Here is an 18,289-nt window from a genome sequence, read left to right as displayed (position 1 = left end):
CCATGTCCTCGATGTCACTGAAGCCCCTCTACACCGCGACGGTCGAGGCGACCGGCGGCCGCGCGGGCACCGCCCGCTCGAGCACCGGCTCGCTGGAGCTGACCCTCGCCCGGCCCGCCGAGCGCGGCACCGGCGCGGGAACCGACCCCGAGGAGCTGTTCGCCGCGGGCTACGCGGCGTGCTTCGCGAGCGCCATGACCGTCGCGGCCCGGCGCGAACGCGTACGGCTCGGCGCGTGCACGGTGACCGGTTCGGTGACGCTGGGCGAACAGCCCGACGGCCGGTACGCCATCGCGGTGCGCCTGGAGGTCTCGGCGCCCGACTGCGACCCCGCCGGGCTGCGCACGGTGGTCGCCACCGCCGACACGCTGTGCCCGTACTCCAACGCCCTGCGCGAGGGCGCGCCCGTGACGATCGAGATCGCGTGAGTACCGGCCGGATCGCCCTGGTCACCGGGGCCGCGCAGGGCATCGGCGCCGCGATCGCCGAGCGGCTGGCCGCCGCGGGGATGACCGTGGCGATGGCCGACCTCGCCGACCCGGCGGCGTGGACCACCACCCGCGACCAGGTCGCCGCCGCGGGCGAGTCGGGCAAGTCGGGCACCGCGCCGAGCACGCACCGCGTGGACGTGCGCTCGGCCGAAAGCTGCCGCGCGCTCGTGCGGGAGGTCGAGGCGCGGCACGGCGGGCTCGACGTGCTGGTCAACAACGCCGGGGTCAACGGGCGCGGGCCAGCCGAGGAACTGTCCGAACAGGACTGGAACGATCCGCTCGAGGTCAACCTCTCCGGCACGTTCCGGATGTGCCAGGCGGCCTACCCGCTGCTCACGGCGTCGCCTGCGCCGTGCATCGTGAACCTCACCTCCACCGCTGGGCAGGTCGCCGTGCCCGGCTGCGCGGGCTACGCGGTGAGCAAGGCCGGGATCCTGCACCTCACACGCGTCCTCGCGCTGGAGTGGGCCGCGAAGGGCATCCGCGTCAACGCCGTTGGCCCGACGATCGTGCCGACCGCGATGAACGCCGAGGTCCGCGCCGACGCGGAGTACCTGACGGACAAGCTCGCGTCGATCCCGTTGGGCCGAATGGTCGAACCCGGGGAGGTCGCCGACGGCGTCGCGTTCCTCGCCTCCCCGGCCGCGAAGATGGTCACCGGGCACACGCTGTTCGTGGACGGAGGAGTCGTGCTGGGCTGAACGGGCCGAAGGGAGCACGGACGATCTCGCGCCATACGATGTGCGGTCTCGTCCCCCTCCGGTGAAGAAGTCGTGGAGCAGCCCCTTGAGTGACGACGACAGAAGACTGATCGCAGGCCGGTACCGGTTGGCGGAACGCCTCGGTGCGGGAGCGATGGGTGAGGTGTGGAAGGGCGAGGACGAACGCCTGAACCGCACGGTCGCGCTCAAACAGCTGCATCTGCGCACCGCGCTCGACGCGGCGGGCGCCGGGGACCTGCGGGCCCGCGCGATGCGCGAGGGCCGCATCGCCGCGCGGCTCATGCACCCCAACGCGATCGCGATCTTCGACGTGGTCGAGGAGGAGGGCTACCCCTGGCTGGTGATGGAGTACCTGCCCTCCACCAGCCTCGCCGACCTGCTCGCGACCCGCGGCAGCCTCCCGCCCGCCGAGGTCGCCGAGATCGGCAGGCAGGTCGCGGAGGCGCTGGCCGCGGCGCACCGCTCGGGCATCATCCACCGCGACGTCAAGCCCGCGAACGTGCTGCTCGCCGACAACGGCGTCGCCAAGATCTCCGACTTCGGCATCTCCCGCGCGGCCGGGGACGTGACGCTCACGGCGACGGGCCTCGTCGCGGGCACACCCGCCTACTTCGCGCCCGAGGTGGCCAGGGGCAGCGACGCCGACGAGCGCTCCGACGTGTTCTCCCTCGGCTCCACGCTCTACCACGCGGTGGAGGGCAACCCGCCGTTCGGCAGGCCCGACAACGCGATCGCGCTGCTGCACCGGGTGTCCCAGGGCGAGATCGACCCGCCCCGGCACGCGGGCCCGCTCACGCCGGTGCTGCTGCGGCTGCTGCACCCCGATCCCGACGAGCGGCCCGGCATGACCGAGGCCGGGCAGGCGCTCGCGGCCGTCGCCACGGGCACCACGGCCGCGCCCGCCGCGCCCGCTCCCGCCGCCGATCCGCGGCGGCGCCGCCTCGCCGCGGTCGTCGTGGCCGCCTTGCTCGTGCTCGCCGTGCTCGGCGCCGGGCTGTGGTTCCTCCTCAGCGGCGACGACCAGCAGGCCGGCGGCGACACCCCTCGCCCGTCGGTCCCGGCGACATCGGCGCCGACGAACCCCGCGACGTCGGCCGAGGACACGACCACGACGACGTCGTCACCCCCGCCGGGCACCAGCTCCCCCACGCCCACCCCGACCCCGCAGGGCAACCCCGACGAGCAGCGGATGGCCGCCGTGCGCGACTACTACGCGCTGCTGCCGGGCAACCTGGAGGCCGCGTACGCACGGCTCTCCGACCGGTTCAAGAGCACGCGCTCCCCGAGCTTCGACGACTACGCGGCCTTCTGGGGGCAGATGAGCTCGGTGCAGGTCACGAACCTGAGCCCGGCGGGTGGTAACGCCGTCACCGCCACGATCACCTACACGTACGCGAGCGGCGGCACCACCACCGAGCAGCACATCTACACCCTCGTCGACCAGAACGGCCAGTGGGCGATCGACAGCCAAGCCAGCTGAGTCAACGCTCCCCAAGGCCACCTTTGTTGCGCTCAACGCAACAGAGGTGGCCTTGGGTGCGGTCAACCGCACTGTTCCCCCGGGCCGGGTGATGGCGTGCGGGGCTTTCCGGACCTAGCTTCCGGACATGACCATGCCCTCCGCGAACGGCGACTCCACGAGGAACCACCTGGCGGTCAACCCGGTCTTCACGGCCGAGCCCGCGCACATCCCGAGGAACACGCTGCCGGGCGACGGGCTCGCTCCCGACGTCGCCTACCAGGTCGTGCACGACGAGCTGATGCTCGACGGCAACGCCAGGCTCAACCTGGCCACGTTCGTCACCACGTGGATGGAGCCCACCGCCGAGAAGCTGATGGCGGAGTGCTTCGACAAGAACATGATCGACAAGGACGAGTACCCGCGCACGGCGACGCTGGAGCACCGGTGCACGCGCATGCTCGGCGACCTGTGGCACGCGCCGCCCGCCGACGACGTGACCGGCTGCTCCACCACGGGCTCCAGCGAGGCGTGCATGCTCGCGGGGCTGGCGCTCAAGCGGCGCTGGCAGCATGCGCGGCGCGCGGCCGGGCTACCTGCCGACCGGCCGAACCTCGTCATGGGCATCAACGTCCAGGTGTGCTGGGAGAAGTTCGCGAACTACTTCGACGTCGAGCCCAGGCTCGTGCCGATGCAGGGCGAGCGGTTCCACCTCGACGCCGAGCAGGCCGCCGCCCACTGCGACGAGAACACGATCGGTGTCGTCGCCGTGCTCGGCTCCACGTTCGACGGCAGTTACGAGCCCGTTGCCGACATCTGCGCCGCGCTCGACCGGCTGGAGGCCGAACGCGGCTGGAACGTTCCCGTGCACGTCGACGGCGCCTCCGGCGCGATGGTCGCCCCGTTCTGCGACCCGGGCCTGGTGTGGGACTTCCGCCTGCCGCGCGTCGCGTCGATCAACACCTCCGGCCACAAGTACGGGCTCGTGTATCCCGGCGTCGGCTGGGTGGTGTGGCGCGATGCGGCGGCCCTGCCGGAGGACCTGGTGTTCCGCGTGAACTACCTCGGCGGCGACATGCCCACGTTCGCGCTGAACTTCTCCCGGCCAGGCGCGCAGGTGGTGGCGCAGTACTACACGTTCCTGCGACTGGGGTTCGAGGGTTTCCGCAGGGTGCAGCAGACCTGCCGCGACGTCGCGACGTCGCTCGCGGAGCGCATCGGCGAGCTCGGACCGTTTCGGCTGCTCACGAAGGGCGACGAGCTGCCGGTGTTCGTGTTCGCGCTGCGCGACGACGTCACGGGCTACTCGGTGTTCGACGTCTCGGCGCACCTGAGGGAGTCGGGCTGGCTGGTGCCCGCCTACACGTTTCCCGCCCACCGCACGGACCTCGCGGTGCTGCGCGTGGTGGTGCGCAACGGCATGACCCACGACCTCGCCGACCTGTTCCTCGACGACCTGCGCCTGGCCGTCGAGCGGCTCTCGCGGCAGGCGAAACCGTTACGGGGCGCGGAGTCGGCGTCGTTCGCGCACGGAGCCTCAGCGCACCACGCGTAGCCACAGGTTCGTCGCGTGCGGCACCTCACCGAGGTGGATCCGCTCGAGCCGCACGTTGTCGCCGCCGGGCCGGTCGAACAGGCGCACACCGTCGCCGAGCAGCACGGGGACGATGATCGTGAGGATCTCGTCGAGCACGCCCGCGTCGAGGCACTGCCTGGCGACGTCGGCGCCGAGCACGTTCACGTACCTCTCCCCGGCGGCGGCCTTGGCCTGCGCCACGGCGCTGTCGAGGTCACTGACGAAGGTCACGCCCGGCACCGGCTCAGCGGGCGGGTTGTGGGTGAGCACGAACTGGGGGCCGTCCCAGCCGCCGCCGAACGCCTTGCCCTCCTTCTCGGCGTCGCCGCGGTGTGGGTCGTCGCCGCCGAACGTCCGGTTGCCCACGAGCAGCGCGCCGATGTCGCCGATGAGCGCGTCGATCTCCGGGTTCGGGCCGAGGTGCCCGGTCAGCCACGACATGTCGCCCTTGGGCCCGGCGATGAACCCGTCGAGCGACATCGACACCGAGTACAGCAGCTTGGCCATGTGCCTACCTCCGAGGTGGTGGATCCGTTACCGGGTAGACCACAGGCACCCGGAGAAGTCATCGCCACCGCCACCGTCCGCAGTGAAGGCCTACGGGGTGAAGCGGGCGACGTAGCGCTTCTGCCACGGGGTCTCGACGGCGTGCGGGTCGTAGTGGGCGCGCACGTAGGCGACGGCCTCGGCGGCCGGGATGCCGTCGAGCACCGCGAGGCACGCCAGCGCGGTTCCGGTGCGGCCCTTGCCGCCCGCGCACGCCAGCTCCACACGCTCGGTCTCGGCCCGCTCCCAGGCGTCCCGCAGCACCTCGCGCGCCTGCGCCCGGTCGCTGGGCAGCCGGAAGTCGGGCCAGCGCAGCCAGCGGCTCTCCCACGTGACGTCGGGCGGCCGTTTGCCGAGCAGGTACACGCCGTACTCGGGTTCCGGCCCGGCCGGCAACGGCCTGCGCAGGCCCCGGCCCCGCACCAGCCTGCCGGAGGGCAGCCGCAGCACGCCCGCGGTCTCGGGCTCCCAGGTGTCGGTCACGAATTCGAGCCTAGCTAGAGCTCCTCGATGCCCTGCCAGCACCACGACCCGCTCACCTGCGCGACCTCGAGCGACACGTCGCCCTCCACGCGCTCGCCCCGGTGCTCCAGCACCACGTGCGCCTTCGCGGTGGCGCTGTCACCCGACTCCTGGACGGCGCCCGTGAGGTCGAACCGCGTGACCAGCGAGGCCTCACGGGTGTAGCCCTCGATCGAGGTCTCCGAACCGGAGCAGACGAGCTGGTTGAGCGCGTCCTCGTCCTTGTTCTGGAAGCCCTGCGCGATCTGCTCGACCAGGTTGGCGGCAGGGCTGGAACCGGCGTCGACCCCGCCACCGCCACTCTCCTCGCCGTCGTCGCCGACGAGGAAGCCCGGCGCCACGAACGCCGTGATCACGAACGCGGCGACCACGACCACCGCGGCCGAAAGGCCCACCCACAGCCCGGTCTTCCGCTTCGGCGGCCGAGGGCCCTGCGGCGGGAACGGCTGCTGCGGTGGGAAGCCTCCACCCGGCGGGAAGCCCTGTTGCCGCGGGTAGCCGCCCTGCCCGTAGGGACCCGGCTGCTGACCGTAGGGCTGACCCGGTTGCGGTGGGTACGTCATCGGAGAAGCCTTTCTGGAGTTGATCTCGGCCCGTTACGACGCCCCTCGCCCGGGGCGAGGTTCCCTCGCGCCCGCACCTACCCGATCGGACGGGCACCCCTACCGCGGTCGGAGGGTGTGCCCGCCCTCTGAACGGCACTAACCTGGTCAGCGTTCAGCAGCGTGGCTGGATGCGAGGAGGCGTTCACGTGCATCTGACCCGACCCGCACCGGGGCTGGCCGACGACCTCGGGCAGTGGGCCCGGCTGCCACAGCAGGCGGCGGCGCTGCCGGACACCGGACCGAACACCGGCGCCGAACTGGAAGGCCCCGGCGCCGCACCCGCCCCCTCCGGCACCGCCGGCGGGCTCGCGAAGTTCCACGTCCCCGAGGTCGTGTTCGGCCCGCACGCGCTGGCCGAACTGGGTCACTGCGCGCTGCGCGTAGGCGCGCGCAGGCCGTTCCTGGTCACCGACCCCGGGATCGTCGAGGCGGGCTGGACCGCCGAGGCGGTGGGTCACCTGCGGCTCGCCGGGCTGCGGCCCGTGGTGTTCTCCGACCTCACGCCCAACCCCAAGGACCACGAGATCACGGCGGCCTACGAGCACTACGCCGAGAGCGGCGGCGACGTGATCCTCGCCGTCGGCGGCGGCTCGTGCATCGACGCGGCCAAGGGCGTCGCGATCCTGTCCGGCAACGGCGGCACCATCCTCGGCTTCGCGGGTGTCGACAAGGTCGTGCAGCCCATCCCGCCGCTGGTCATGGCGCCCTCGACGTCGGGAACGGGCGCCGACGTCTCGCAGTTCGCCGTGGTCACCGACACCACGCGGCACACCAAGATCACCATCATCAGCCGCACGCTGGTGCCCGACATCTCGGTGATCGACCCCCGCCTGCTCACCACGATGCCGGAGGAGCTGAACGCGGCCACCGGGCTCGACGCGCTGACCCACGCGGTCGAGGCCTACGTCTCCCGCGCGCACAACCGGCTCACCGACCACCACGCGCTGCACGCCGCGCACCTCATCACCAGCAACCTGCGCGGCACCACGGTGCAGCCGAAGCGGGCCGAGCCGAGGATCGCGATGGCGCAGGGCGCACTGGAGGCGGGCATGGCCTTCACCAACGCGATCCTCGGCATCACGCACGCCATGAGCCACCAGGTCGGCGGGCTGCTCGACGCCCCGCACGGCGTGCTCAACGGGGTGCTGCTGCCGCACGCGATCCGGTTCAACGCCGCCGCGGACCCGCACCGCTACGTGCCGCTCGCCGCGGCCGTCGGCATCGATGTCACGGGCCGGCCCGCCGACGAGGTCGCCGACGAACTGGCCTCGTTCATCCGCACGCTCGCCGACGACGTGGGCGTGCCACGGGGCCTGTCGGACCTGGGCGTCACCGACGCCGACATCCCCACCCTCGCCCGCACCACGCTCGACGACGCCTGCCTGGCCACCAACCCGCGCGAGGTCGACGCCGAGGACGTGACCACGCTGTTCCGGCAGGCACTGTGAGGAACCCATGACGTCCTCACCGCACACCGGCTTCGGCCGCAACGAGGCCGATCTCGGTGCGCTCACCGGCGTGCGCTCCGGCAAGCGCTCGTTCTATCCCGAGTACGTGCGCTCGGCGGAGCGACTGGAGAACGCCGTGCGCGCGCTGGACCGGATCTCCCGCGCGCTCGTGCGCACGGCCGAGGGCCCGCGCGGGCTCGTCGAGGCCGTGGTGCACGCCGCCGCCGAGCACCTGCATGCCGACTGGCTGCTGGTCGCCGTCGCCGACGGCGCGCTGCAGGCCGCGCGGCCGAGGTTCCTGCTGCTGCGCGGCGCCGAGCTGATCGACGACGAACGGCTGCTGCCCGCCGAGGCGCTGCCGCACCTGCACGTGCTGCGGTCGCGGCCGTGGGAGGCCGAGGACGCGGGCGGCGGACCGATCGTGCGGGTGCCGATGACGCTGGACTGCGAGCCGGTGGGCGGCATCGCCGGGCTGCCGGGCTTCGGCGTGGACGTGGCCGACACGGACCTGGCGATTCTGCGGGTGCTCGCCAACCAGGCCGCGGTGGCGCTGCACAACTCGTTCCTGCTGCACGCGGCCACGAAGCTGCGCGGCAAGACCGAGATGCTCTCCGAGGCCGCGCAGCGGCAGGCGCGGGAGCTGGCGGAGACGCAGCAGCGGCTGATCGAGGCCATGCAGCGGCAGGCGCTGGACGACGAGCGGCACCGCATCGCGCGCGAGCTGCACGACAGCGTCACGCAGGACGTGCTCTCGGCGGGCATGACGGTGGAGGTGTGCCGCGCCGAGCTGGCCGCGGAGGGCGGGCACGAGCAGGTGGTCGAGCAGCTGACCGCGGCGAAGGACCTCACCAGGCACGCGGTCGAGCGGCTGCGGGCCGCGATCTACGCGCTGCACAACGGGTCGGAGGAGCCGCCGGGCTCGCTGCCGGTGCTGCTGGAACGGCTGTCGTCGGTGCACCTGCCGAGCGACCTCAAGGTGCGGGTGCGCGTGGTCGGCACGCCGGTGCCGTTGCCGGGCGAGGTGGAGCACTCGCTGCTGCGCCTGGCCGGGGAGGCGCTGTTCAACACGGTCATGCACACCACGGCCGAGCAGGCGCTCGTGCGGCTGCGCTACCGGCCAGAGCGGATCGTGCTCACGATCTCCGACGACGGCGACGGCGACCCGGCCCAGCTGCGCAAGACGCTCAAGCTCACCGCCGCCACCGACCTGGCAGGCGTGCACCGCGGGCTGGCGAACATGCAGGCCAGGGCGAAGGAACTGGGCGGCACGATGTCGATCCGGCGCTCCGAGCTGGGTGGGATCATGCTCCTGCTCGACATCCCGCTTCCCTTGCGGCGCAACGGAAAGGCGGCACCATGAACCGGCAGGCGACGCGTCCGCGCGCGGAGCAGGGGCAGCTGAGCATCGTGCTGGTGGACGACCACGCGATCGTGCGGCAGGGCCTGCGGTCCATTCTCGACCGCGAGGACGACATGCGCGTGGTCGGCGAGGCCACCACGGCGGCCGAGGCGAGGGTGGTGCTCGACCGGCTCCGCCCCGACATCGTGTTGCTGGACCTGAAGCTGGGCACCGGATCCGACACCGAGGGCCTCGAACTGTGCTCCGAGATCACGGCGAACCACCCCGGGATCGGCGTGCTCGTGCTGACGACGTTCCTCGACGACGCCTACGTGCTGGAGGCCGTGCACCGCGGCGCGAAGGGCTACGTGATCAAGGACGTGGACACGAGCGCGCTCGTGTCGGCGATCCGGACGGTCGCGCGCGACGAGAGCGCGTTCGACTCGCGTTCGGCGTCGGTGATGGCGCGCTCGATCCGCACCGCGCCCGACGAGCCCGCGCTCACCGAACGGGAACAGGGTGTGCTCGAACTGCTCGCGACGGGCCTGAGCAACCGCGTCGTGGGCGAGCGGCTGTTCATCTCCGAGACCACGGTGAAGTTCCACGTCCGCAACATCATGCGCAAGCTCGGCGCCTCGACCCGCGCCGAGGCCGTCTACGAGGCCAGCAAGATGGGGCTCATCTAGGCAACGTGGACGGTGAGCCAGCCGCCGTGGTGCTCGCTCACCGTGAACGGCAGGCCGGTGCCCTCGCCCAGTGCGGCGAGCTCCTCGCGCCCGAACCGGCGGACGTGGCCGTACCACGTGCTCGGCTCGTCCTCGAACGGCACCGCCACCACCACCCGCCGCGCGGCGAGCCGCAGCGCCTCGGCGAGCACCAGCGCACCCTCGGCGGGCGCGAGGTGTTCCAGCAGGTGCAGCACGGTCACCGTGTCGGCCGCGCCGTCGGGCAGGGGCACGGCGGCGGCGTCGCACGCGATCGTGCGCAGCGGCACGCCCTCGCTCGCGGCGACCGCCGACAGCAGCCGCATGCTGCCGGGAACGAGGTCCGACGCGGTCACCTCGTAGCCGTCGCGACCGGCCAGCAACAGCGGGAAGAACCCGAAGCAGGAACCCAGATCGAGCACGCGTCCCGGCGGCACGAGCGCCGCCGCGCGATCGTAGACGGGCGCGAGGTCGGCCGTCCACGAGCGCCCGCGCGGACGGGAACGCAGGCGCGCCAGCGTGTTGCCGTAGAAGGCCCGCCACGCGGGCAGCGCCCCGGGCACGGTCGAGCGCACCACGCCGACGAAGATCCGTTCGAACAGCGCGGACCCCGCGAGCACGCCCGGCCGGAACAGCTCGCCCGCGAGCAGCTCGGTGAGATCGTTGCCGAGGTCGGGGCGACGCAGCACGTGGCTCACCTCCACGCGCGATCCCCCGTCGTGCAACCGGAAATTGCGGGTACGCGCGAGCACCGGCCCCAGCGACGTCCTCGGCTGCCCGTCACCGAGGCGCACCACGCGCACCAGTTCGTCGCGGTACTCCCCCGGCTCGCCCGGTGCCAGCGGGTCGAGCACGGGCAGCACGCCTGTCATCGCGCCGCCATCGGCAGGTCCCGCGCGGCCCGCTCCAGCCCCGCCAGGTCCCGGACCACGCGCACGCGCCCGCAGTGCTCGGCGTAGGCGGGCAGGTCGCACGCGCCGAGGCCCCACGAGTGCCTCGGCTCCGGTGTCAGCCACAGCACGTCCCGAGCCCGGCGCGCGATCTCGGCGAACGCGCCGAGGTTCGAGTCGTTGCCGTTGCCGCGCCCGTCGCCGAGCACCAGCACGGTCGTCCTGCGGTTCACGGCACCCGCGTGCTCGGCGAGGAACGTGCCGAACACCGCGCCGTAGTCGGAGTTGGCATCGACGTCGATCACCTCGCCCCGGAACAGCGTGCCGAGCGCGTCCTCGATCCGCTGCCCCGCGAACAGGCCACTGATCTCGGCGATCTCGGCGACGAACGCGTACGAGCGGACCTTGGCGAAGAGGTCGTGCAGCCCGTAGAGCAGCCGCAGCGTGAACCCGGCCGTCGCCCGCACCGAGAGGCTCACGTCGGCGAGCACCACGAGCCTCGGCTTGTCCTCGGTCTGGCTGACGGTGACCGGGCGGAACGGCACGCCGTCGTAGCGGAGGTTGCGGCGCATGGTCCTCGCCGAGTCGATGCGCCCGCGCGGCGAGGGCCGCTTGCGGTGGGTCACGGCTCCGCGCAGCGTGGCCACGATGCGGTGCAGTGCCTCCTCCAGCTCCTCGTGCCCGGTCTCGTCACCACGCCACTCACCCCGCTCGACCTCGTACTCCAGCCGCAGCAGGTGCTCGAGATGCTTGCGCAGCGCCTCGGGCAGCCGTTCGAGCAGGCGCTCGTCGAGTTCCCCGCCCAGCGCGACTGCCTCCCGCTCGTCGCCCTCGTCCTCTCCCGAGCCCTCCAGCCAGCCGAGCAGCGCGTCCTGCTCGGCGAGGCTCAGCGACGCGTCGACCGGCGTGCCGCGCGCCTTGCCGAGCTTCCCCGGCGCGACGCCGTGGCTGCGGTCGATCTCCAGCAGCACCTCGTTGGAACCGTCCATCGTGGACACGTCCTGCTGGGAGAACACCACCTCGTCCTCGGTCTCGTTGTCGAGCACGATCGGGTTCAGTTCGGGGTGCGGGCTGTAGCGCTCGACGAGGTTGTCCCTCTCGAACAGCTCACCGAGCTCGGCGTCGGGGCTCTCCATGTCGGCCCTCGGCGGGCGCTGGCCCACCTCTTCCGCGAGCGTGAAGTCCTCCAGCAGCTTCCCGCCGGGGCCGCTCGGCTCCTCGCCGTCCCGCTGCTCGGCACCGAAGCGCACCAGCGCGAAGAAGGCGGCGAACAGCTTGTCGAAGAGCTCCCCGTCGCGGTGGTCCTTCACCAGTGAGCAGCGCAGGCCCTCGCGGAACAGTTCGCGGTCGGCGACGATCCCGTTCGCGGCGACGCACCGGGCGGCGTCGACGATCTCGGGCGACGACACCCGCAGGCCGGCGTGCCGCAGCAGCCGCGCGAACCGGTGCAGGCTCCTCAGCATCGCCGCGCCTACCGCGTGCGACGGCCGTGGTTGGCGACGAACGAGCGCTCCCCCTGGCTGCCGCTCACCCGCCGAGGCTCCGCCGGGCTGCCGGTGCGCTCGCCGTAGTAGCCGGCGCCGTGCCTGCCCGGCGTGTCCCGCGCGGCCCTCAGCGCCGCACCCGTTCCGGGGTCGTCGGCGCTGTCGGCACCACCGGGTTCGGGTGCGGGCGCGGGCCGCTCCCCCTCCGCGAGCGCGGGCAGCACGCGCAGGGCGCGCTCCACGTCGCGGTCGTACTTGGCCACCACCGAGATCGTGTCCTCCAGCAGCCCGGCATCGGGCTCGGTGGCACCGAGCAGCGCGAGCGTGCGGGCCCAGTCGATCGCCTCGGAGATGCCCGGCGGCTTGCGCAACCCCTGCTCCCGCAGGCCGCGCACCACGTCGACGAGGTGACCGGAAACGGCGTCGGGCAGCCCCGTGCTCTTCGAGCGGATGATCTCCAGCTCCCGTTCCGCCGACGGGTAGCCGAGGAACAGATGCAGGCAGCGGCGTTTGAGAGCGGCCGAGAGGTCCCTGGTGTTGTTGGACGTCAGCACCACCAGGGGCACGTGCTCCGCGGTGAACGTGCCGAGCTCGGGCACCGACACCTGGTACTCGGCGAGCATCTCCAGCAGCACCGCCTCCAGCGCCTCGTCGGCCCGGTCCACCTCGTCCACGAGCAGCACCACGGGCTCGGGCGAGCGGATCGCGCGCAGCAGCGGCCGTTCGGCGAGGAACCGCTCGGAGAAGAACACCGAGTCGTGCGCGCCGATCGCCTCCACCGCACCGGCGAGGTCGTCGGCGTCGGCCACGATCTGGGCGATCTTCTCCCGCAGGATCTGCGTGTAGAGCATCTGCTTGCCGTAGTCCCACTCGTAGAGGGCCTTGGTCTCGTCCTGGCCCTCGTAGCACTGCAGGCGCAGCAACGGGCGTCCCGTCGCGGCGGCCAGCGCCTTGGCGAGCTGGGTCTTGCCGACCCCTGCGGGTCCCTCCAGCAGCAGCGGCTTGCCCAGCCGCGCCTGCAGGAAGACCGTGGTGGCCAGCGCGCGGTCGGCGAGGTAGCCGACGTCGCCGAGGCGGGACGTGACCTCCTCCACGGAGGCGAACGGCTGGGGACGGTGCCCGTTTCGAGAGCTCACGCGCGGCAATCCCTTCGATCGTGGGACGTGGGTGTTCCGCGGCGGCCGGACCCGCCGCGGAACACCCACGGGCTGGGAGGAGATCAGGAGATGAGGTCGTCGAGGTCGCCGTTGAAGCAGTGGTCCACCACCGGCCGCACGGTCTCGAACGTCGTCTCCTTGGGGTTGCCCGGTGTGCAGGCGTCGCCGAGGACGTGGTTGGACACGCGATCGACGTCGGCCTTGTCGCCCTTGATGGTCTTGGCCTTGGCGTAGAACTCCGTGGGTCCCGTGCCGAGGCGGTTCTTCGGGTGCGTGTCCTGGGTGACGTCGACGAACCGCTCGGGGATGCCCACGTCGCGCAGCAGCCGGATCGCCGCGGCCACGGCGGCGTCGGCCGCGCGCACCTCGGTCATGCCGGAGGTGTCCACGCCCAGCGCCTCAGCGAGCTTCGCGTAGCGCTGGTAGGCGACCGGCAGGTTCCACGCCCACACGCGCGGCAGCGCGATCGCGTTGTTCAGGCCGTGGTGGGTGTCGTAGAAGGCGCTCACGGCGTGGGAGATCGAGTGGATCACGCCGAGCCCGCCGGAGTTGAACGCCTGCGCGGCCGTGTACTGCGCGTACATCATGCCCTCGCGGGCGCGCAGGTTGTCGCCATGCCACGTGGCGGTGCGCAGGTGCTCGCCCACCAGTTCGGCCGAGTACAGCGCGCTGCCGAGCGAGGGCGTGAAGTCCAACCTGGACACGTACGGCTCGGAGGCGTGCGCCAGCACGTCGAACCCGCACTGGGCCGTGAAGTGCGAGGGGCAGTCGTAGTAGAGCACGGGATCGTCGATCGCGAGCGTGACCACCGAGTGGTCGTCGAACGCGACGTACTTGTGCGGGTTGGCGGGGTCGGTGGTGGTGTCGGTGATGACGTAGGCCCACGACGTCTCCGAACCCGTGCCCGCCGTGGTGGACACCGCGATGTGCGGCGGGTTCTTCGGGTTCTCCGACTTGTTGAAGCCCTCGAACTCGTTGACGTTGCGGCCGTCGTGGGCCACGGAGATGCGGGCGCCCTTGCACGCGTCGTGCGAGGAACCGCCGCCGATCGAGACGAAGCCGTCGCAGCCCGACTCCTGGTACAGCGCGACGGAGTCCATCACGTTGTAGTCCTTGGGGTTGGACTCCACCTTGTCGTACACGGTGGGTTCGAGGCCGTGGTACTTCAGCGACTCGACGATCTTGTGCACGATCTCGGTGCCCCGCAGCCCCGAGGTCATCACCAGCGGACGGCGCATGCCGATCTTCAGTGCCTCCGGGCCGATCATCTCGTGGGAGCCCGGGCCGAGCAGCGCGCGCGGGATCGGGTGGAACTCCTTGAGGGGAAACGGCTTGAGTAGTTCGTCGACCTGCATTGGCTGACCCTTTCCGTGATGGCACGTACTGGGGCCGAAGGTATGACCGGCATCACGGCGCTCCAAGGGGTCGCGGGCGGAAACCCCTCGCCCGGAACCGCTCTCCGGCCGGGTGGAGGGCGCCCACCCCCTCCACCCGGACAGGCCGGCGCGCGAGTCGTGCACTCCCGTTCGCGAGTCGTGCATTCCCGGCCGCGAGTCGTGCGTTCCCGTTCGCGAGTCGTGCGTTCCCGCGCGCGAGTCGTGCACTCCCGGCTGCGAGTTCTGCGTTCCGGACGGTGAGTTGCGCACTCTCCGGCGCGCGAACGGGCAGCTCGCGAACCAGAGCGGGGGACTCGCGGACGAGGGACGTGCCGGTGCGATGATCCTGGCGCGGTCGTGGAGTCCTACTCCCGGGCATTCCCGCCGCGAGAGGAGATCCGACGACATGACCGCACTCTGGCCGATCATCCACGCCGAACGCTCGGCCTTGGCCGCCGACCTCGCCGAGTTGCCGGAACAGCGGTGGGCGACACCGTCGCTGTGCACCGGGCTGTCGGTGCGGGAGGTGCTGGCGCACCTCACCGCCGGGGCCAGCCTCGGGCCGCTTCGCTGGCTGACCGGTGTGGTCCGCTGCCGATTCGACTTCGACCGCCAGGTCGCGATGCGGCTGGCTGAGCAACTGGGCGCTAACGCGGCCGAGACGCTCACCCGTTTCCGGCGGGTCACCGCAAGCACCACGAAACCGCCGCTGCCGGCGGTCGCGATGCTCGGCGAGGCCCTCGTGCACGGCGAGGACATCCGGCGGCCGCTGGGCATCCGGCGCGAGTACGCCGTCTCGACGGTGACGCCGGTGGCCGAGTTCTACAGCGGGTCCGACCTGATGCTGCCCGGCAGGACTCGGGTGCGGGGCCTCCACCTCGTGGCGACCGACGGACCGTTCACGACGGGCACCGGGCCCCGCGTGGCGGGCTCCACCCTCGCGCTGACGATGGCGATGGCCGGGCGGTCGGCGTACTTCGCGGAACTGGAGGGCGACGGCGTCGTCACCCTGCGCGAACGCTGCGGCTGAGCCGAGCCGGGAACGCACAACTCGCGACCGGGAACGCACAACTCGCCGTCGGGAACGCACAACTCGCCGTCGGGAACGCACGACTCGCCGTCCGGAACGCACGACTCGCCGTCCGGAACGCACGACTCGCCGTCCGGAACGCACGACTCGCCGTCCGGAACGCACGACTCGCGGTCCGGAACGCACGACTCGCGAACGGGAACGCACGACTCGCGGACGGGGCCCCGGCGGTCACCCTGCCTCCGACGGCTTCCGACTCGGCGGCTCGGCGTGGTGGTGCGGGATGCCGTGCACGGCGTGGTCGGCGAAGCCGAGCGCTTCGGCGACCAGGTCGGCGAGGTGGTCGCTGGTGATCCGGTAGAGCATGCGGCGGCCGTCCCGGCGCGCCTGCACGAGCCCGGCGAGCCGGAGCCGGCCGAGATGCTGGGACACCGACGACCGGGACGCCGCGACCTGCGCGGTCAGGCTCGTGACGTCCTGCTCACTGGACAGCAGCCGCAGCAGGTGCAGCCGGGTCGGGTCGGCGAGGTGACCGAGCACCTCGGCCGCCACGCGCAGCCGGGCCTCCTCGATTCCGGGGTCGACTGCGTTGTCATGCGCGCGCATGCTTGCATAATGGTGCCCAGCAGGGCGTTTGGCAAGCAGAGCAGGAAGGCGGCGCTCATGACGACTCCGCACCACCCCACCGGCCACGGACATGGCCCCGACCACGCTCCCCGGCGACGCTGGGCACGGTTGCGGCACGCCCTCACGCCCCACAGCCACGACAGCGCCGACCGGTTCGACGACGCGCTGGAGACCAGCACGCAGGGCATCCGCACCCTGGCCTGGTCGTTCCTCGCCCTGCTCGGCACCGCGGTCGCACAGCTCGTGGTGGTGCTGTTCACCGGCTCCGTCGCCCTGTTCGGCGACACGATCCACAACTTCGCCGACGCGCTCACGGCGCTGCCGGTGGGGATCGCCCTCGCGCTCGGACGCAGGGCGGCGACCCGGCGGTTCACCTATGGGCTCGGGCGGGCGGAGGACCTCGCCGGGGTGGTGGTCGTGGTGATCATCGCCGCGTCGGCGGTGCTGGCCGGGTACGAAGCGGTCCGGCGGCTGGTCGATCCGCAGCCGGTGACCGGGCTGTGGGTGGTGGCCGCCGCAGGCGTGATCGGCTTCGCCGGCAACGAACTCGTGGCACGCTGGCGCATCACGGTCGGCAGGCGGATCGGCTCGGCGGCGCTGGTCGCCGACGGCCTGCACGCCCGCACCGACGGGTTCACCTCACTCGCCGTGGTGCTCGGCGCGGCCGGGGTCGCGCTCGGTTTCCCGCTGGCCGACCCGATCATCGGCCTGTGCATCACCGTCGCGATCCTGTTCGTCCTGCGGGACGCGGCGAAGGAGGTGTTCCGGCGGCTGCTGGACGCCGTCGACCCGGCGGCCATCGACCTCGTCGAGCACTCCGCCGCCGAGGTTCCCGGCGTCCAGGGCGCCGGCGACGTGCGGATGCGCTGGATCGGCCACAGCCTGCGGGCCGAGCTGTCGGTCACCGTCGACCCGGACCTGACCGTGACCGAGGCACACCGCATCGCACACCAGGTGGAACACCGGCTCGTGCACACCGTGCCGAGACTGACGGCCGCCGTCGTGCACACCGAACCGGCGACCGGCGCCGAAGCGGCGCACGCGCTCGTCGGCTGACGCCCCGTTGACATGCAGCCGATTGGCTGCCTATATTTTCAGGCAGCCAACCGGCTGCATATCCGAGGACGGCGATGGACGAGGTATTCAAGGCACTGGCCGACCCCAGCCGCCGGCTGCTGCTGGACAGCCTGAACACCCGCAACGGGCAGACCCTGCGCGAGCTGTGCGCGGGGCTGGAGATGGCGCGCCAGTCCGTCAGCAAGCACCTGGCCGTGCTGGAGGCCGCCAACCTGGTCACCACGGTGTGGCGCGGCCGCGAGAAGTGCCACTACCTCAACGCCGAGCCCATCAACGCCATCGCCGACCGCTGGATCAACCGCTTCGACCGCGGGCGCGTGCAGGCGCTCGCGGACCTCAAGACCGCATTGGAGTCCGAGCCGATGAGCAAGCCCGAGTTCGTCTACACCACCTACATCAACACCACGCCGGAACGCCTGTGGCAGGCGCTGACCGAACCGGCCTTCACCCGCCGCTACTGGGGAGCCACCTTCGAGACCGACTGGCAGGAGGGCTCCCCCATGACGTGGGAGCAGAACGGCTGGCGCAGCGACGATCCCGCCCAGGTGGTGCTGGAGGCGAAGCCGTACGAGCGCCTTTCCTACACGTGGCACACGTTCACGCCCGAGTTCGGCAAGACCTTCGACATGCCCGAGGACAAGGTGGCGGCCCTCGCCGCCGAACGCCGCTCCACGGTGACCTTCGAGCTCGAACAGCAGGGGCCGCTGGTGCGGCTGACGGTCGTGCACGACGGCTTCGACGAGGGCAGCACGGTGCTGGAGAGCATCAGCCAGGGCTGGCCCGCGATCGTGGCGAGCCTCAAGACGCTGCTGGAGACCGGCGAAGCACTGCCGGAGCCCGAGCCCGTCAGCTGAACCTCGGCATACCGCGCCGCATGGCCGTGCAGCAGCCGGGCGCCTGCCGCACGGCAGCCGAGGCGCCGGACGAATGTGCGCACGCCGCAGACCCGCTCGGCCGGATCGCCGAAGCGTTGCGTGCCGCGCGCGGGCGACTGGCGGTTGCGAGGTGGTGGGACTGAGCCGGGCTCAGCGGTCCGGCTCCTCCTTGTCCGTGCTCCGCGGCCTGGTCTTGCCGGTGCCTCCGAACCCCGGTGCGACGTCCGCGGGGTCGATGGTGTTCTCGTCCTCGTTCGGCCCGCCCTCGGGCGGATCGGGCTCTGGCACACCGGCCGGGGTGCTCTCGTAGTCGTTCTGACGGTGCTTCATGGTCGACTCCTTCGACGACCATGTCGGGGTT

General features: G+C 72.0%; 19 protein-coding genes. 10 read left to right on the top strand and 9 right to left on the bottom strand.

Translation table 11 applies throughout. From position 1 onward, the window contains the following. The first annotated feature begins 11 nt into the window (after window positions 1–11). From BA062_RS27780 to gad, 4 genes are all read left to right on the top strand, one after another. Window positions 12–428, top strand: coding sequence for an Ohr family peroxiredoxin (locus tag BA062_RS27780; protein WP_110342603.1), 417 nt, complete (start codon window positions 12–14; stop codon window positions 426–428). Beyond that, the gene (locus BA062_RS27775) at window positions 425–1,192 is read left to right on the top strand and encodes an SDR family NAD(P)-dependent oxidoreductase (protein ID WP_110341782.1); all 768 of its coding nucleotides are present in this window, start codon (window positions 425–427) and stop codon (window positions 1,190–1,192) included. Before BA062_RS27780 ends, BA062_RS27775 begins: the two co-directional genes overlap by 4 nt. An 85-nt stretch (window positions 1,193–1,277) precedes the next feature. Then, a complete protein-coding gene (locus BA062_RS27770) occupies window positions 1,278–2,693 on the top strand; it encodes a serine/threonine-protein kinase (RefSeq protein WP_146240098.1) in 1,416 nt (471 codons plus the stop codon). Between the two features lie 127 nt (window positions 2,694–2,820). Beyond that, window positions 2,821–4,227 (top strand): glutamate decarboxylase, encoded by a 1,407-nt coding sequence (gene gad / locus BA062_RS27765; RefSeq protein ID WP_425452958.1) that lies wholly within the window; start codon window positions 2,821–2,823, stop codon window positions 4,225–4,227. On the opposite strand, the gene BA062_RS27760 is transcribed toward gad, so the two are convergent. The 3 genes from BA062_RS27760 to BA062_RS27750 all read right to left on the bottom strand — a co-directional run bounded on the left by BA062_RS27760 (window position 4,210) and on the right by BA062_RS27750 (window position 5,879). Beyond that, a complete protein-coding gene (locus BA062_RS27760; protein WP_110341780.1) occupies window positions 4,210–4,755 on the bottom strand; it encodes a dihydrofolate reductase family protein in 546 nt (181 codons plus the stop codon). The two genes, gad and BA062_RS27760, sit on opposite strands and share 18 nt — an antisense overlap. Window positions 4,756–4,845: 90 nt before the next feature. Then, entirely contained in the window at window positions 4,846–5,277 is a 432-nt protein-coding gene (locus BA062_RS27755) for a protein-tyrosine phosphatase family protein (protein WP_110341778.1), read from the bottom strand. Window positions 5,278–5,291: 14 nt separating this feature from the next. Further along, the gene (locus BA062_RS27750) at window positions 5,292–5,879 is read right to left on the bottom strand and encodes a hypothetical protein (RefSeq protein ID WP_110341776.1); all 588 of its coding nucleotides are present in this window, start codon (window positions 5,877–5,879) and stop codon (window positions 5,292–5,294) included. 299 nt (window positions 5,880–6,178) lie between these two features. Here BA062_RS27750 and BA062_RS27745 point away from each other — a divergent pair, with 299 nt between their 5' ends. Genes BA062_RS27745 through BA062_RS27735 form a run of 3 tightly spaced genes read left to right on the top strand, consistent with a single transcriptional unit; the run spans window position 6,179 to window position 9,394 of the window. After that, window positions 6,179–7,369, top strand: coding sequence for an iron-containing alcohol dehydrogenase (locus BA062_RS27745; protein ID WP_245960081.1), 1,191 nt, complete (start codon window positions 6,179–6,181; stop codon window positions 7,367–7,369). A 7-nt stretch (window positions 7,370–7,376) separates the two neighbouring features. Next, window positions 7,377–8,729: a MadS family sensor histidine kinase gene (locus tag BA062_RS27740; protein ID WP_110341772.1), complete on the top strand. Its 1,353-nt coding sequence runs from the start codon at window positions 7,377–7,379 to the stop codon at window positions 8,727–8,729. Beyond that, a complete protein-coding gene (locus BA062_RS27735) occupies window positions 8,726–9,394 on the top strand; it encodes a MadR family response regulator transcription factor (RefSeq protein WP_110341770.1) in 669 nt (222 codons plus the stop codon). The genes BA062_RS27740 and BA062_RS27735 overlap by 4 nt, the downstream gene beginning before the upstream one ends. On the opposite strand, the gene mftM is transcribed toward BA062_RS27735, so the two are convergent. From mftM to mdo, 4 genes are all read right to left on the bottom strand, one after another. Beyond that, window positions 9,391–10,284 (bottom strand): mycofactocin oligosaccharide methyltransferase MftM, encoded by an 894-nt coding sequence (gene mftM, locus BA062_RS27730; protein ID WP_110341768.1) that lies wholly within the window; start codon window positions 10,282–10,284, stop codon window positions 9,391–9,393. The genes BA062_RS27735 and mftM overlap by 4 nt on opposite strands. Further along, window positions 10,281–11,765, bottom strand: a complete 1,485-nt coding sequence (locus BA062_RS27725) for a VWA domain-containing protein (RefSeq protein ID WP_110341766.1) — start codon at window positions 11,763–11,765, stop codon at window positions 10,281–10,283. The genes mftM and BA062_RS27725 overlap by 4 nt, the downstream gene beginning before the upstream one ends. 8 nt (window positions 11,766–11,773) lie before the next feature. Further along, window positions 11,774–12,922, bottom strand: a complete 1,149-nt coding sequence (locus BA062_RS27720) for an AAA family ATPase (RefSeq protein ID WP_210407017.1) — start codon at window positions 12,920–12,922, stop codon at window positions 11,774–11,776. Between the two features lie 83 nt (window positions 12,923–13,005). Next, complete coding sequence (gene mdo, locus BA062_RS27715; protein WP_110341762.1) at window positions 13,006–14,298, bottom strand: NDMA-dependent methanol dehydrogenase; 1,293 nt, start codon at window positions 14,296–14,298, stop codon at window positions 13,006–13,008. Window positions 14,299–14,725: 427 nt separating this feature from the next. Here mdo and BA062_RS27710 point away from each other — a divergent pair, with 427 nt between their 5' ends. Continuing rightward, the gene (locus tag BA062_RS27710; protein ID WP_110341760.1) at window positions 14,726–15,349 is read left to right on the top strand and encodes a maleylpyruvate isomerase family mycothiol-dependent enzyme; all 624 of its coding nucleotides are present in this window, start codon (window positions 14,726–14,728) and stop codon (window positions 15,347–15,349) included. A gap of 231 nt (window positions 15,350–15,580) precedes the next feature. On the opposite strand, the gene BA062_RS27700 is transcribed toward BA062_RS27710, so the two are convergent. Then, window positions 15,581–15,955, bottom strand: a complete 375-nt coding sequence (locus BA062_RS27700) for an ArsR/SmtB family transcription factor (protein ID WP_110341758.1) — start codon at window positions 15,953–15,955, stop codon at window positions 15,581–15,583. Between the two features lie 57 nt (window positions 15,956–16,012). Here BA062_RS27700 and BA062_RS27695 point away from each other — a divergent pair, with 57 nt between their 5' ends. Both BA062_RS27695 and BA062_RS27690 read left to right on the top strand, forming a co-directional pair. After that, complete coding sequence (locus tag BA062_RS27695; RefSeq protein ID WP_110341756.1) at window positions 16,013–17,032, top strand: cation diffusion facilitator family transporter; 1,020 nt, start codon at window positions 16,013–16,015, stop codon at window positions 17,030–17,032. A 74-nt stretch (window positions 17,033–17,106) separates the two neighbouring features. Further along, window positions 17,107–17,907 (top strand): ArsR/SmtB family transcription factor, encoded by an 801-nt coding sequence (locus tag BA062_RS27690; protein WP_110341754.1) that lies wholly within the window; start codon window positions 17,107–17,109, stop codon window positions 17,905–17,907. A 171-nt stretch (window positions 17,908–18,078) separates the two neighbouring features. Here the strand turns inward: BA062_RS27690 and BA062_RS27685 are convergent, their stop codons facing one another. After that, window positions 18,079–18,258 (bottom strand): hypothetical protein, encoded by a 180-nt coding sequence (locus tag BA062_RS27685; protein WP_110341752.1) that lies wholly within the window; start codon window positions 18,256–18,258, stop codon window positions 18,079–18,081. Between the last annotated feature and the right edge of the window lie 31 nt (window positions 18,259–18,289).

The sequence above is a fragment of the Prauserella flavalba genome (assembly GCF_003202235.1).
Classification (GTDB): domain Bacteria; phylum Actinomycetota; class Actinomycetes; order Mycobacteriales; family Pseudonocardiaceae; genus Prauserella_A; species Prauserella_A flavalba.
This window is presented reverse-complemented; position numbering and strand designations above follow the sequence as displayed.

Coding starts and splice junctions, on each gene's coding strand:
- BA062_RS27780 (WP_110342603.1), top strand. CDS start 12: ATGTCACTGAAGCCCCTCTACACCGCGACGGTCGAGGCGACCGGCGGC.
- gad (WP_425452958.1), top strand. CDS start 2,821: ATGACCATGCCCTCCGCGAACGGCGACTCCACGAGGAACCACCTGGCG.
- BA062_RS27760 (WP_110341780.1), bottom strand. CDS start 4,755: ATGGCCAAGCTGCTGTACTCGGTGTCGATGTCGCTCGACGGGTTCATC.
- BA062_RS27750 (WP_110341776.1), bottom strand. CDS start 5,879: ATGACGTACCCACCGCAACCGGGTCAGCCCTACGGTCAGCAGCCGGGT.
- BA062_RS27740 (WP_110341772.1), top strand. CDS start 7,377: ATGACGTCCTCACCGCACACCGGCTTCGGCCGCAACGAGGCCGATCTC.
- BA062_RS27735 (WP_110341770.1), top strand. CDS start 8,726: ATGAACCGGCAGGCGACGCGTCCGCGCGCGGAGCAGGGGCAGCTGAGC.
- mftM (WP_110341768.1), bottom strand. CDS start 10,284: ATGACAGGCGTGCTGCCCGTGCTCGACCCGCTGGCACCGGGCGAGCCG.
- BA062_RS27725 (WP_110341766.1), bottom strand. CDS start 11,765: ATGCTGAGGAGCCTGCACCGGTTCGCGCGGCTGCTGCGGCACGCCGGC.
- mdo (WP_110341762.1), bottom strand. CDS start 14,298: ATGCAGGTCGACGAACTACTCAAGCCGTTTCCCCTCAAGGAGTTCCAC.
- BA062_RS27710 (WP_110341760.1), top strand. CDS start 14,726: ATGACCGCACTCTGGCCGATCATCCACGCCGAACGCTCGGCCTTGGCC.
- BA062_RS27700 (WP_110341758.1), bottom strand. CDS start 15,955: ATGCGCGCGCATGACAACGCAGTCGACCCCGGAATCGAGGAGGCCCGG.
- BA062_RS27695 (WP_110341756.1), top strand. CDS start 16,013: ATGACGACTCCGCACCACCCCACCGGCCACGGACATGGCCCCGACCAC.
- BA062_RS27690 (WP_110341754.1), top strand. CDS start 17,107: ATGGACGAGGTATTCAAGGCACTGGCCGACCCCAGCCGCCGGCTGCTG.
- BA062_RS27685 (WP_110341752.1), bottom strand. CDS start 18,258: ATGAAGCACCGTCAGAACGACTACGAGAGCACCCCGGCCGGTGTGCCA.